Source organism: Microbacterium sp. ABRD28 (assembly GCF_003850245.1).
GTDB lineage: Bacteria > Actinomycetota > Actinomycetes > Actinomycetales > Microbacteriaceae > Microbacterium.
Genome location: NZ_CP031015.1, coordinates 760,230 through 772,755, shown reverse-complemented (window position 1 = coordinate 772,755; position 12,526 = coordinate 760,230). Strand labels below are relative to the sequence as shown.

Annotated in this window: 14 protein-coding genes and 3 tRNA genes; 9 read left to right on the top strand and 8 right to left on the bottom strand. The window is 69.7% G+C overall.

What is annotated here, in order from left to right; genetic code table 11:
- The 3 genes from ftsH to tilS form a co-directional block, all read right to left on the bottom strand.
- Complete coding sequence (gene ftsH / locus DT073_RS03890; protein ID WP_124292196.1) at positions 1 to 2,007, bottom strand: ATP-dependent zinc metalloprotease FtsH; 2,007 nt, start codon at positions 2,005 to 2,007, stop codon at positions 1 to 3.
- Between the two features lie 145 nt (positions 2,008 to 2,152).
- Complete coding sequence (gene hpt, locus DT073_RS03885; protein ID WP_124292195.1) at positions 2,153 to 2,704, bottom strand: hypoxanthine phosphoribosyltransferase; 552 nt, start codon at positions 2,702 to 2,704, stop codon at positions 2,153 to 2,155.
- Positions 2,705 to 2,760: 56 nt separating this feature from the next.
- Entirely contained in the window at positions 2,761 to 3,753 is a 993-nt protein-coding gene (gene tilS / locus DT073_RS03880; RefSeq protein WP_124292194.1) for a tRNA lysidine(34) synthetase TilS, read from the bottom strand.
- 69 nt (positions 3,754 to 3,822) lie between these two features.
- Between tilS and DT073_RS03875 the strand changes: the two genes are divergently transcribed.
- Both DT073_RS03875 and ppa read left to right on the top strand, forming a co-directional pair.
- On the top strand, positions 3,823 to 4,017 hold the full coding sequence (locus DT073_RS03875) for a hypothetical protein (RefSeq protein ID WP_124292193.1): 195 nt from the start codon (positions 3,823 to 3,825) through the stop codon (positions 4,015 to 4,017).
- Between the two features lie 62 nt (positions 4,018 to 4,079).
- The gene (ppa, locus tag DT073_RS03870; protein ID WP_124292192.1) at positions 4,080 to 4,616 is read left to right on the top strand and encodes an inorganic diphosphatase; all 537 of its coding nucleotides are present in this window, start codon (positions 4,080 to 4,082) and stop codon (positions 4,614 to 4,616) included.
- A 53-nt stretch (positions 4,617 to 4,669) separates the two neighbouring features.
- Here ppa and DT073_RS03865 read toward each other — a convergent pair whose 3' ends face one another.
- Positions 4,670 to 6,073: a M23 family metallopeptidase gene (locus DT073_RS03865; protein ID WP_124294337.1), complete on the bottom strand. Its 1,404-nt coding sequence runs from the start codon at positions 6,071 to 6,073 to the stop codon at positions 4,670 to 4,672.
- Positions 6,074 to 6,340: 267 nt separating this feature from the next.
- Here DT073_RS03865 and DT073_RS03860 point away from each other — a divergent pair.
- The 4 genes from DT073_RS03860 to DT073_RS03845 all read left to right on the top strand — a co-directional run bounded on the left by DT073_RS03860 (position 6,341) and on the right by DT073_RS03845 (position 7,216).
- Positions 6,341 to 6,413, top strand: a tRNA-Glu gene (locus DT073_RS03860).
- Positions 6,414 to 6,440: 27 nt separating this feature from the next.
- A tRNA-Asp gene (locus DT073_RS03855) sits at positions 6,441 to 6,514 on the top strand.
- An 80-nt stretch (positions 6,515 to 6,594) separates the two neighbouring features.
- Positions 6,595 to 6,667, top strand: a tRNA-Phe gene (locus DT073_RS03850).
- Between the two features lie 198 nt (positions 6,668 to 6,865).
- Positions 6,866 to 7,216 carry a hypothetical protein gene (locus DT073_RS03845; RefSeq protein WP_124292191.1) on the top strand — a complete coding sequence of 117 codons (351 nt, stop codon included), beginning with the start codon at positions 6,866 to 6,868 and terminating at the stop codon, positions 7,214 to 7,216.
- Positions 7,217 to 7,230: 14 nt separating this feature from the next.
- Here the strand turns inward: DT073_RS03845 and DT073_RS03840 are convergent, their stop codons facing one another.
- Entirely contained in the window at positions 7,231 to 7,665 is a 435-nt protein-coding gene (locus DT073_RS03840; protein ID WP_240638759.1) for a MarR family winged helix-turn-helix transcriptional regulator, read from the bottom strand.
- 172 nt (positions 7,666 to 7,837) lie between these two features.
- Here DT073_RS03840 and DT073_RS03835 point away from each other — a divergent pair, with 172 nt between their 5' ends.
- From DT073_RS03835 to DT073_RS03825, 3 genes are all read left to right on the top strand, one after another.
- A complete protein-coding gene (locus DT073_RS03835) occupies positions 7,838 to 8,191 on the top strand; it encodes a DUF7882 family protein (protein ID WP_124292189.1) in 354 nt (117 codons plus the stop codon).
- A gap of 63 nt (positions 8,192 to 8,254) precedes the next feature.
- The gene (locus tag DT073_RS03830; RefSeq protein ID WP_124292188.1) at positions 8,255 to 9,097 is read left to right on the top strand and encodes a hypothetical protein; all 843 of its coding nucleotides are present in this window, start codon (positions 8,255 to 8,257) and stop codon (positions 9,095 to 9,097) included.
- The gene (locus tag DT073_RS03825; protein ID WP_124292187.1) at positions 9,094 to 9,921 is read left to right on the top strand and encodes a hypothetical protein; all 828 of its coding nucleotides are present in this window, start codon (positions 9,094 to 9,096) and stop codon (positions 9,919 to 9,921) included. The genes DT073_RS03830 and DT073_RS03825 overlap by 4 nt, the downstream gene beginning before the upstream one ends.
- Here DT073_RS03825 and DT073_RS03820 read toward each other — a convergent pair.
- Genes DT073_RS03820 through DT073_RS03810 form a run of 3 tightly spaced genes read right to left on the bottom strand, consistent with a single transcriptional unit; the run spans position 9,879 to position 12,486 of the window.
- Complete coding sequence (locus DT073_RS03820) at positions 9,879 to 10,796, bottom strand: metal ABC transporter permease (RefSeq protein ID WP_124292186.1); 918 nt, start codon at positions 10,794 to 10,796, stop codon at positions 9,879 to 9,881. The two genes, DT073_RS03825 and DT073_RS03820, sit on opposite strands and share 43 nt — an antisense overlap.
- Positions 10,793 to 11,554, bottom strand: coding sequence for a metal ABC transporter ATP-binding protein (locus DT073_RS03815; RefSeq protein WP_124292185.1), 762 nt, complete (start codon positions 11,552 to 11,554; stop codon positions 10,793 to 10,795). Before DT073_RS03815 ends, DT073_RS03820 begins: the two co-directional genes overlap by 4 nt.
- Positions 11,551 to 12,486, bottom strand: a complete 936-nt coding sequence (locus DT073_RS03810; protein WP_205783011.1) for a metal ABC transporter substrate-binding protein — start codon at positions 12,484 to 12,486, stop codon at positions 11,551 to 11,553. Before DT073_RS03810 ends, DT073_RS03815 begins: the two co-directional genes overlap by 4 nt.
- Positions 12,487 to 12,526: the final 40 nt, after the last annotated feature.

Below are 12,526 nucleotides of genomic sequence, written 5' to 3'. Positions count from 1 at the left end.
CTACGCGGTCGCCGGGCGCGCCTGTCCGCTCGGCCGGCGACGCGGCGCCTTCTCGGCGGCAGGCTCGTCCGCTTCGACAGAAGCCGCCACGCCCGCGGGCTCCGCGCGTCTCGGCACGTCGACTGGGGGAAGAGTCGACACGGGCCGGTCGCTGCTGGAAAGCCACTGCGGACGTGGCGGGAGCTTGCTGATGTCGGAGAAGATCTCGGCGAGTTCGATGTGGTCCAGCGTCTCCTTCTCGAGGAGCGCCAGGGCGAGCTTGTCGAGGACGTCGCGATTGGCGTTGATGACCTCGTAGGCCTCGTTGTGCGCCTGCTCGATGAGCGCGCGCACCTCGGCGTCGACCCGCTCGGCGATGCGCTCGCTGAAGTCGCGGCCGTGACCCATGTCGCGGCCCATGAACACCTCACCCGAGGACTGGCCGAGCTTGACCGGGCCGACCTGCGTGGTCATCCCGTACTCGGTCACCATCTTGCGGGCGATGCTCGTGGCCTTCTCGATGTCGTTCGAGGCGCCGGTGGTGGGGTCGTGGAAGACGATCTCCTCGGCGACGCGGCCGCCCATGGCGTAGGTGAGCTGGTCCTGCAGCTCGTTGCGGGTGACGGAGTACTTGTCGTCGAGGGGCAGCACCATCGTGTAGCCGAGGGCCTTGCCGCGCGGCAGGATCGTCACCTTCGTCACCGGGTCGGTGTGGTTCATCGCCGCGGCAGCCAGAGCGTGCCCGCCCTCGTGATACGCGGTGATCAGCTTCTCCTTGTCGCGCATGACACGGGTGCGCCGCTGCGGCCCGGCGATGACACGGTCGATCGCCTCGTCGAGCGCGCGGTTGTCGATCAGCTGGGCGTTGGAGCGGGCGGTCAGCAGCGCCGCTTCGTTCAGCACGTTCGCGAGGTCGGCGCCGGTGAAGCCCGGGGTCTTGCGGGCGACGACCTCGAGGTCGACGCTGTCGGCGAGGGGCTTGCCGCGACCGTGCACCTGCAGGATCTTCTGGCGGCCCTTGAGGTCGGGCGCGTCGACGCCGATCTGGCGGTCGAAGCGGCCGGGTCGCAGAAGTGCCGGGTCGAGGATGTCGGGACGGTTCGTCGCCGCGATGACGATGACGTTCGCCTTCGGGTCGAAGCCGTCCATCTCCACCAGCATCTGGTTCAGGGTCTGCTCGCGCTCGTCGTGACCGCCGCCCATGCCGGCGCCACGGTGGCGGCCGACGGCGTCGATCTCGTCGATGAAGATGATCGCGGGAGCGTTCTCCTTGGCCTGGTTGAACAGGTCGCGCACGCGGCTGGCGCCGACGCCGACGAACATCTCGACGAAGTCCGAGCCCGAGATCGAGTAGAAGGGGACGCCCGCCTCACCCGCGACGGCGCGGGCCAGCAGCGTCTTGCCCGTCCCGGGAGGGCCGTACAGCAGCACGCCCTTCGGGATGCGCGCACCGACCGCCTGGAACTTGGCGGGGTCCTTGAGGAAGTCCTTGATCTCCTGCATCTCCTCGATGGCCTCATCGGCACCGGCGACGTCGACGAAGGTGACCTGCGGCATCTCCTTGGTCACGAGCTTCGCGCGCGACTTGCCGAACTGCATGACCTTGTTGCCGCCACCCTGGGCGCTGGAGAGCAGGAACCAGAACAGCAGACCCAGCAGCAGCAGCGGGATCATCAGCGACAGGAATCCGTCGAACCACGACGGCTGCGGCACCGAGTCGTCGAAGCCGTCCTCGGGGTCGGCGGCGTTGATGGCGTTCACGACCTCTTCGGCGCGGGCCTGGACGTAGTAGAACTGCACCTCGGTCGCACCCTCGTAGGGCTCGGCGAGGGTGAGGTCGACGCGCTGGTCGCCGTCGGTGTTGAGGACCTCGGTCACCGTGCCGCCGTCGAGGAGTTCCAGACCCTCCTGCGTGGAGATCTGCTTCGCACCGCCCAGGCTCGAGATCAGCGAGAAGCCCACGATCAGGAAGATCCCGATCAGCACGATGTAGAACAGGGGATTCCGGGTGATCTTCTTCAGGTTCATGGTGCGGGCGGGGCCCGATCCCTTCCTCGACGAGCCGTGGGCGTGACGGGAGCCGCGGCAACGGTGGATTCAGGGTATCGCGGGCTCTCTATGCCCGGCCTGTGCGTTCGTCGTGGGCGGAATCGATGCGGGATCGGGTAGCGCGTCAGGCGTAGACGTGCGGCGCGAGCACCGCGACGTCGCGCAGGTTGCGATACTTCTCAGCGAAGTCGAGCCCGTACCCGATGACGAAGTCGTTCGGGATGTCGAATCCGACGTACTTGCAGTCCACGTGCACCTTCGCGGCATCCGGTTTACGGAAGAGCGCGAAGACCTCGACGGAGGCGACCCCGCGGGAGGCGAAGTTGTCCAGCAGCCAGCGGAGCGTGAGGCCGGAATCGATGATGTCCTCGACGATCAGCACGTGCTTGTCGTGCAGGTCGGTGTCGAGGTCCTTCCGGATCTGCACCACACCGCTCGAGCGGGTTCCGGCGCCATAGGACGACACCGCCATCCAGTCCATCGGGTACGACACCGGCAGAGCGCGGGAGAAGTCCGCCATCACCATGATCGCGCCCTTGAGCACCCCGACGAGGACCACGTCCTTGCCCGCGTAATCCGCGGCGACCTGCGCCGCGATCTCATCGAGCTTGGTGCGGATCTCCTCCTCGGTGACGAGAACCCGGGTGATGTCGCCTTCGATGTCAGCCGCGCGCATGCCCTCCAGCTTACGTCGCCGCGTGTGAACGCCCGAGCGGCGGGAGGACTGCTCGGTCAGCGTGCGGTGAAGACCACGCGACCACCGACGCGCGCGGCGCGGCACGCGGGGAGGTCGATGGGTCCCTGCCCCGACCAGTCGGTGACCAGGCGCGCGACCTCGAGCGTCTGCACGCGGGTGAGGCTCGCACCGAACTCGGCGGCCACGACGTGGCGGATGATGCGGTGCCGGAGCGCCGGTGGGTTGGCGGCGAGGGCCGCGACCGACACCGCGATGCCGGCCTCGGCGTGCTCGACGATGTCTTCGATCGTCTCGTCGATCATCTCGTCGAAGGCCTCCGCGTCCTCGCGCAGCTGTTCGGCGGTGCGCGCGAGCGCCTCGGCGATACCCGGGCCGAGCTCGGCCTCGAGCACCGGCAGCACCCGCTCCCGCACCCGCACGCGCGCGAAGCGCGGATCGGCGTTGTGCGGGTCGTCCCACGGCACCAACCGGAGCGCCGCGCACGCCGCCCGGGTGGTCTCGCGCCGCAGAGCCAGGAGGGGCCGCAGCAGCGGCACGCCCTCGAGATCGGATGCCGCGGCCATGCCCTGCAGGCTCGCCGCGCCCGAGCCGCGGGCGAGCCCGAGCAGCACCGTCTCGGCCTGGTCGTCGAGGGTGTGGCCGATGAGGATCGCCGCGGCGGCCTCCTCGCGAGCGGCCGCCCGGAGCGCCGCGTAGCGCGCATCGCGCGCCGCGGCCTCCGGCCCGCCGGTGGCCGCCACCTCCACCCGCACCACGCGGGCCGTGGCACCCGAGGCCTCTGCGGCGCGTCGGGCCGCGTCCGCGGCATCCTCCGACCCGTGCTGGAGACCGTGGTCGACCGTGATCGCGACCACCCTGATCCCGCGCCGTGCGGCCTCGAAGACCGTCGCAGCGGTGAGGGCGAGCGAGTCGGCGCCGCCGGAGAGACCGATGATCACAGAATGACCGTCGGTCACCACCTCGAGGCTTTTGCGTACGGCGAGCCGCACCGCGGCCACCGCCGGGTCGAGCGAGGGTCGCAGCGTCACGCCTCCACGCTACCCATCGACGGCGTGGCGACCGTCGACAGCGCGCACGCGGGGCTCTACGTTGTGGCCATGGAATCCGAATCCGAGATGGGTCGAACCCGTTACCGGCTGTACATGATCATCGGCCTCGTCGTCTCGCTGCTCTTCGCCATCGTCGGCGTCGCCGCACTCCTCACCAACGGCGGACCGGTGCTCGGTTGGGTCATGATCATCGCCGGCCTCGCGATCGCCGTGGTCTCGATCGTGCAGCTGCGACGATCCTGAGCGCAGAGGGTGCCCCGGCTAGGCTGGTCGCCGGCCACCCACCGTTCTGAAGGAGCACAGGCATGGGCGCATACGACGCCGTCATCGAGATCCCGCGCAACAGCAAGATCAAGTACGAGGTCGACCACGGCACCGGACGGGTCTTCCTCGACCGCATCCTCTTCACCCCGATGGGGTACCCGACCAACTACGGGTTCTTCGAGAACACCCTCGGCGAAGACGGCGACCCGCTCGACGTGCTGGTGCTGCTCGACCAGGACCTCATGCCCGGCATCCTCGCGAAGGTCCGCCCGGTCGGCGTGCTGAAGATGGTCGATGAGGCGGGCGGCGACGACAAGGTCGTCGCGGTGCTGGCGAAGGACCCGCGTTGGGCGCACATCCAGGACGTCGACGACATTCCCGAGTACACCAAGAACGAGATCGGGCACTTCTTCGAGCACTACAAGGACCTCGAGCCGAACAAGTGGGTCAAGGTCGACCAGTGGGCGAATGCCGCCGAGGCCGAGCGCCTGGTGAGTGAGGCCTTCGTGCGCTTCGAAGAGCACGAGGGCGAGACCCGCACCCAGGGTGAGGGCGAGTCGCCGAACACGCTGGACTGATCGCCCGCGGGATGACGAGAAGAGCGGATGCCACGGCATCCGCTCTTCTTGATTCAGACGCCGATACCGCGATCTGCCATGAAATAGATGGGGTTCACCGTGGCACCGTTGACATAGCACTCGAAGTGGAGGTGGCAGCCGAATGATCGGCCGGTGTTGCCCTCGGCGCCGATGAGCTGGCCGGCGTTGACCCACTGGCCGTAGCCGACGTAGATCGAACTCAGATGGGCGTATCCGGTGGCGATGCCGCCGCCGTGGTCGATGCGGATGAAGTTGCCGTAGCCGCCGTTCCAGCCGGAGTACGTGACGCGTCCGGCGGACGCGGCGAAAATGCCCGCTCCGCACCCGGCGGCCAGGTCGACGCCGTAGTGGAAGGAGCTCGAGCATCCTTGCGATCCGCACTGGGATGCGCGCGAGCCGTAGCCCGAGGACCGCCATCCCGACGACGGACGAGCCCAGCCGGTTCCGACGACGCCGCCGCCGTTCCCGCCGCCGCCACCGCCGCCGCCACCGCCGCCACCACCGCCACCGCCGCTATTCTGCTGGGCTTCGCGACGCTTGCGCTCCTCCTCAGCGAGGCGGGCGGCCTCGGCCGCGCGGGCGCGGGCTTCTTCCTCCTCGCGGCGCTTGCGCTCTTCTTCGGCCTTGCGACGGGCCTCGACGCCGGCCTGGTAGTCGGCGATCGTCTTGGCGGTCGTGTCACGAAGGGCCGCGAGCTGGGCCTCGAGCTCGACGCGGTGCGTCTGCTGCGCTGCGAGGGCCGCCTCAGCCGCGGCGGCCGCCTCCTGCGCGGCGACCATCTTCTGCTCCGCCTCCTTCTGCAGGCGGTCGCGCTCGGCGCGCTGCACGGCGGCCTGGTCGCTCAGGCTCTGCGCCGAATCGCGGGCAGTGATCGCTTCGGCGTAGACCCCGCGGTTGCGCTCGACGAGCTTGTCCATCGTGCCGAGCTTGGCGAGCAGATCATCGGCCGTGGCGGCGGAACCGGCGAAGAACAGCTCGAGCGAGGTGTCGTCGCCGCCGTTCCGGTAGAGCTCGGCAGCCACGCGTCCGGCCTTGTTGGCGGCATCCGTGGCCTTTTCGGCCTGCTCGTCCGCCTGCCGCTGCAGCTCATCGGCGCGGTACGCGGCCTCGAAGAAGGCCTGCTGCGCCTCGTAGTACTCGTCGCCCGCCCGGACCGCTTCTGCCTGCTTGGCGGCGACATCCGCAGCGAGACCGGCGATGAGCCCCTCGATGCGGGTGATCTCGGCGGCCTTCGCGCCCTCGTTCTGCTTGGCGCGCTCGACGTCGTCCCATGACGGGTAGTCGACGGCGAAGGCGGGAGCGAGGGTCGGACCCGCCAACGCGCTCGCCGCGGCGAGACCGACGATGCCAAGACCGAGAAGGCCGCGGCGGCTGAGGTCGGGCCAGAGCATCGCCTTCTCACGCGCCGTGGGCGCGCAGCCGCAGTCGTCATGCATCGCGTCGGAGTCCACAGGCCCTCTCCTTCGCACACAGGCAGAAGTAGACGTGCATCACACTAGCAACATCAGTCACAATCGCAACGGTGATCACCGGAATCGTGCTCGTCGATTCCGGTGCGACCGTCCGGCCCAGTGTCGTCGTGAACCCCCCTCTCACACGCGCGACGCGCGGGGCGACACCGCATCGGAGAGCTCGATTGGCGCAAGCGCCGGGGATTGCGTATGCTTGGGCGTCGGCGAGTGAGCCTCCGGGTTCGTTCATCCGGCCCCATCGTTTAGCGGCCTAGGACGCCGCCCTTTCACGGCGGTAGCACGGGTTCGAATCCCGTTGGGGTCACTCCGTAAGGCACAATTGAATAAGCATGGCCCTGTAGCGCAGTTGGTTAGCGTGCCGCCCTGTCACGGCGGAGGTCGCGGGTTCAAGTCCCGTCAGGGTCGCTCCAAGCGGCGGGCCTTCTTTCGAGAGGGCCCTTCGTTTAGGACGTGGCATCGCGTCGTTCGCGATACGGATGCCGCGCGGCTCTGTAGCTCAGTTGGTAGAGCGCACGACTGAAAATCGTGAGGTCACGGGATCGACGCCCGTCGGAGCCACTGGGACCCTCGTGTGGCTTCTACGCACGGGGGTTTCTTCATTCTCCCTGACGGGCCACGGCGGACGTTCGGTCGCAGAACCGCACGGATGTCGCAGAAGTCCGGCGCTCCGCTGCGACGTCGACAGATTTCTGCGACACCAGCGCTTGTGATGACGCATAATCCAGGTGACGCGTCCTCGACCCGAACGGTTTCCTCATGCCCTTCCGCAACGCCGCCACCCTCCAGGCATGGTTGGAGGAGTTCCTCGCCTCCGGCGACCACGCCGGCTTCGCGGGCACAGTGCGCGTGATCCCGCAGGACGGGGCGGACGGAGCGGACACCGGCCTCGTCGGGGTGAAGTTCGAGCGACTCTCCACGACGACCGCGATCCGACCCGAGCAACCCGGCTCGACCCGCTGGCTGGTGAGCTTCGAACCGCGCGACACTCCGGTGTCGATGCCTCCCGAACAGGTCAGCGCCCTCGCCGAGGATCTCACCTACGTCGCGCGACTCTGCCGGTTTCTCGAGCGCAAGTCGGCGGAATACATCGAGGGCGACCAGCCCTAGCCGGACCCCCGGTCTCAGCGTGAGGTGACCGCGGCGGTGAGGTCGTCGAGGAGCGTCGACAGCTCCTCGACACGCGCCACGTCGCGGAGCGACACCGCCTCGTCGAAGTCGTCGTCGAAGCGGCAGAGCGATGACCACGGGGCATCCGAGAGATCGATGGCGGGATTGATCCGGATGACGCGGCGATCGTCCGGGTCGTAGTCGCGGGTCGCGACGCCGCGCTCGACCAGTCGGTCGATGAGGGCTGTTGCCCCTGCTGCGGTGATGCCGAGGTATGCCGCGATGTCGGCTGCGCGAACGCCCGGGCGCTCGCAGATGAACATCAGTGCGCGTGCATCGCCGTCGCCCATGTTGAGGTCGCGGCGGGCCTGCGAGAAGGCGGCGGAGCGTGCGTCGGAATACCCGGAAAGCGCCCGGCGCAGAGCGGATGGCTGTCGTGCGATCGTCATCGCCTCCATCCTGCTGCCCACACTCGTCCGGTGTGGTTCACACCCTGAGTATTACACGAATTTAATTAAATCGGTGAAGCATTGTGTTAGCGTTGTCCTGTTGCCACTGGCTCGCTCCCGGTGTCGATACCTCGATCCCAAACGCTGGGTGGGCCTGGCGAAGGAGTGGACCATGGGTTACTTGTATTACGGCAGCGACACACAGGCCATCTCGATGCCTGACCGCATGCTCGCGCACGTGAAGGTGCTGGCGGCGACGAAGCTCCGACGGAACGAATCCTTCACGATCACGTGGCGTCATACCGACGACGAAGCCCCGGGGCGTACGACGCTCTGGCTGCATCCGGCGATCCCGCTGCGCTTCACCTTCAGCACGGTCGACGCGGAGAAGATCGACGGACCCCTCCTGCAGCGGCTCGCGGCCGAAGCCAGTTCTTCCGGCGGACTCAATCTCGACGCACGCATGTTCGCGACGAGCCCTGAGGCCGAGCCTCAGCCCGCGCTGACCCTCGCCGCCGCCGGCTGACAGGTCTTCGCCCCGTCCTCATCCGCCGCCCCGACCCCTTCCACGCCGCCGTAGGCTGACGGCATGGAGGACGGTCCGCGACGGGGCACCGCGCCGCTCGACGCCGGCGAGGCGGAGGAACTCCGCTCCCTGCGTCGGCGCGCCTTCAGCCCCGACGCCGACATCCATCTCGACGCGGCAGCGTCAGCGCGCCTCGACGAACTCGAGGCGCGCGCCCTGCCGAGCCCCCCTCCTCCCCCGCCCGCACCGCCGCCGGCGTCGCCGGCCGGCCCGGGCGCCGCGGCGCGGCACACCTCCGCAACGGGCGCGGCCACCGACATCCTGCTGATTCCCGCCGATGAGGATGACGCCGACTCGGCCGCCACCGCCGGGGACGACGTCGAGCCGCGGCGCGTGCGGCGACCCCGGCCGGCCGCGACCTGGGCGGCCTCGCTCGTGGGCGCCCTCGTCATCGGGGCGGGCATCACGGCGGGGGTGATGGGCGCCGCCGCCGACGGCGGCGGCATCCGCCAGGTCGCGACCCTGAACGTCGACGAGGAGTTCCAGGCGCCGATGTTCATGGACCCCGAAGCCTCCTCGGTCCGAGGCTTCGAGGACTTCTACGGCATGGTCGTCATGGCGAGCGACCAGAAGTGGCTCGGGCCGGGTTCGGATGAGTGTCTCGTCATCACCGCCGGCGGCGACATCAGCTACCAGTCGCAGGCGTTCCAGGGGCGACTCTTCGTCGGGTGCGGCGCGGGCGAGTTCCCCGCCTCGGCGCAGTTCACGGTGTCGCCGGGTCTTCCCCGCGACCTCATCGCGGCGTTCCCGGTCGGCACCCCGCTCCAATTCGTGCTCGACGGGTCGCGGGTCGGGGTCTTCGTCGGGCAGGAGACGACCGTCGAAGCGGGCGGGGCCGGCGGATGACCCTCGACGCCACCCACGAAGAGCTCCGACGCCTGCGGGAACGCGCGTGGGGTCCCGACGCCGACCTCGCCGACGATCCGGCCGCCGTCGAACGACTGCGTGCGCTCGAGTCCGCCCTCCGGAGGAACAACGAGCGGACGGATGACTCGGGCCCGCCGACGCACGGATCCGCACCGCCCGCGGCCGAGCCCGCCCCCACCCCCGTACCCGCCGCACCCGGAGCGCCCGAGGCGAGCGGGGCGCCCGAGACGCCCGGCACGTCAGGCTCGAAGACCGAGAACCGGCCCACGACCGACGGCGATGAGCCCGCGGCATCCCCACTCCCCCCGGCCGAGGAACGACCGCCGCTTCGCGCCTGGTTCCCCCGGCGACGCGCACCCTGGGCAGCCTCGCTCATCGCGGCGGCGGCGATCGGCGCCGTCATCGTCGTCGCCGGCGCGACCACCGTCGAGCGCACCGGCGGCGGCCAGCAGGTCGGCACCCTCGCCCGAGACCCCGGCTTCACTCCGCCGGACTTCCTCGGCATTCCGGCGGACTCGCTGCGCGGATTCGACGAGTTCTACGGTCTCACCGTGTTCAGCAGCAACGAGGAGTGGATCGGGGGCGGCACCGACGAATGCCTCCTGGTCGTCGGCGACGGCGGCGGCGAGGCGCAGCGGCAGGTCTTCCTCGGGTGCGGCGTGGGCGCCTTCGCCGCATCGGTATCGTTCCGGGTGCAGCCGAGGATGCCCGCCGCCCTTCTCGAGCGCTTCCCCGAAGGCACGCCGCTGAAGTTCGTGCGTCAGGGCTCCGACGTGCGGGTGCTCGCGGGCGACACGCCCTGACCACCGAGCCGGCTGGCCTCGCGGCTCGTTCGCCGGGCCACGAGGCGACGGCCGATGATCCCCTGCCGCGGGGCGAAGAGGTAGGCGAGAGTGAAGAACGCCCCCTGCACGAGGACGACGAGCCCCCCGGATGCCGCATCGAACCAGTAGCTCAGGTAGATGCCGATCACCGACGCGGCCGCCGAGATCACCGGCGCGATGACGAGCATGCGACCGAACCGGTCGGTGAGGAGGTACGCCGTCGCACCGGGGATGATGAGCATCGCCACGACGAGGATCACGCCCACCACCTGCAGCGCGACGACAGCGGTGAGGGCGAGCACCCCGAGGAGGAGAGCGCCGAGAACCCGCGGCGACAGTCCGATCGCGAAGGCGTGCGTCGGGTCGAAGGCGTAGAGCATCAGGTCGCGACGCTTGACGATGAGCACCGCGAACGCGACGACGGCGAGGATGAGGATCTGCACGAACTCGGCGTCGGAGATCCCGAGGATGTTGCCGAAGATGATGTGGCTGAGATCGGTCTGGCTGGGTGTGACCGAGATCAGCACGAGCCCCAGGGCGAAGAGCGTGGTGAAGACGATGCCGATCGCGGCATCCTCTTTGACACGACTGGTGCCGCGGATGAGCCCGATGAGCGCGACGGCGAGGAGGCCGAACACCAGCGCCCCGAGGGCGAAGGGCGCTCCGACGACGTAGGCGAGCACCACGCCCGGCAGTACCGCGTGCGAGACCGCGTCGCCCATGAGCGACCAGCCCACGAGCACCAGCCAGCACGACAGCAGCGCGCACACGATCGCGGCGACGACGGTGGTGGCGAGCGCGCGCACCATGAAGTCGTACTGCAGCGGCTCGAGAAGGATGTCGAGCGGGGTCACGGGGCGCCCCCCTCAGCGCGGGGCTGCCGCTGTGCGGGCGGCTCGTCGAGCCCGAAAGCGCGCGCCAGGGTCGCGGGTTCGAGAGCCTGCGCGACCGGTCCGTGGAAGAGGACGCGATTCATCAGCAGCACCGCCTCGTCGGCGAGATCCGGGAGCGCGTGCAGGTCGTGGGTGGAGACGAGGACGGTCCGGCCCGCCGCCGCGAGGTCGCGGAGGAGGCCGACGATGGTCGCCTCCGAGCGTTTGTCGACGCCGGCGAAGGGTTCGTCGAGAAGCAGGATGCCGGCATCCTGCGCGATCGCCCGAGCGACGAATGCGCGCTTGCGCTGGCCGCCCGAGAGGCGGCCGATCTGCCGGTCGGCGAGCCCGTCGAGATCGACGCGCGCCAGAGCCTCGTCGACCGCGCGGCGGTCGGCGGCGCCCGGGCGGCGCATCGGGCCGAGTCGGCCGTAGCGGCCCATCATCACGACGTCGCGCACCGAGACCGGGAAGGTCCAGTCGACCGCCTCCGACTGCGGGACATAGCCGACGATCCCGCGCCGGCGCGCGAGCGCCGGGTCGGCGCCATCGATGCGGACCGTGCCGCTTTCGGGGCGCAGGCGCCCCACGATCGCCGCGAAGAGGGTCGACTTTCCCGACCCGTTCATGCCGATGAGCCCGGTGACCCGGCCGGCGCCGACCTCGAGCGAGACGTCGCGGAGCGCGACGACGTCTCCGTAGCGGACGGTGACATCCGAGACCTCGATGGGCTGCGTCATCCGCCCTCCCCTCGCAGACCCGCGGCGATCAGCTCGGCGTCGTGGCGGAGGAGATCGAGGTAGGCCGGAACGGGTCCGTCGGGTTCGGAGAGGGAATCGACGTAGAGGGTGCCGCCGAAGGCGGCGCCCGTCGCCTCGACGACCTGCTGCATCGGACGATCCGACACCGTGGACTCGCAGAAGACCGCGGGGATGTCATCGTCGTCGACGCGCTCGATGACGGCGGCTATCCGCTGCGGGGTCGCCTGCTGCTCGGCATTCACCGGCCAGATGTAGGCCTCGTCGAGCCCGGCATCGCGGGCGAGGTACGAGAAGGCCCCCTCGCAGGTCACGAGCACGCGTTGCGCCTCGGGCACCGCCTCGAGCTCGGCGAGCAGATCGTCGTAGACCGCCTGCAGCTCGGCCTTGTACGCCTCGCCGTTCTCGGCATAGTCGGCGGCGTGGTCGGGGTCGAGATCGGCGAAGGCGGCCACCACGTTGTCGATGTAGATCGCGGCGTTGACCGGACTCATCCATGCGTGCGGATTCGGCAGCCCCGCGTACGCGTCACCGGAGATGTCGATCGGGTCGACGCCCTCCGAGACGACGACGTGCGGCACGTCGACCGACTCGACGAACTGCGCGAACCAGGCCTCCAGGCCCAGCCCGTTGTCGAGGATGAGGTCGGCATCGGCGGCGCGGCGGACGTCGCCGGGCGTCGGCTCGTAGCCGTGGATCTCGGCCCCCGCCTTGGTGAGCGATTCGACGCGGAGGTGGTCGCCGGCGACGTTCTGCGCGATGTCGGCGAGCACGGTGAAGGTCGTCAGCACCACCGGGCGATCATCGTCCGCGGGGCTGTCGGCGGCCCCGCCGGAGCATCCCGTGAGCGCGGCGGCGAGCGCCAGCATCCCCGCGAGGAGCGCACCAGCGAGCGCCGCACGATTTTTCGGCATACCGAAAAATATAGCGGGAGAGACACGTCGGGGTATCACG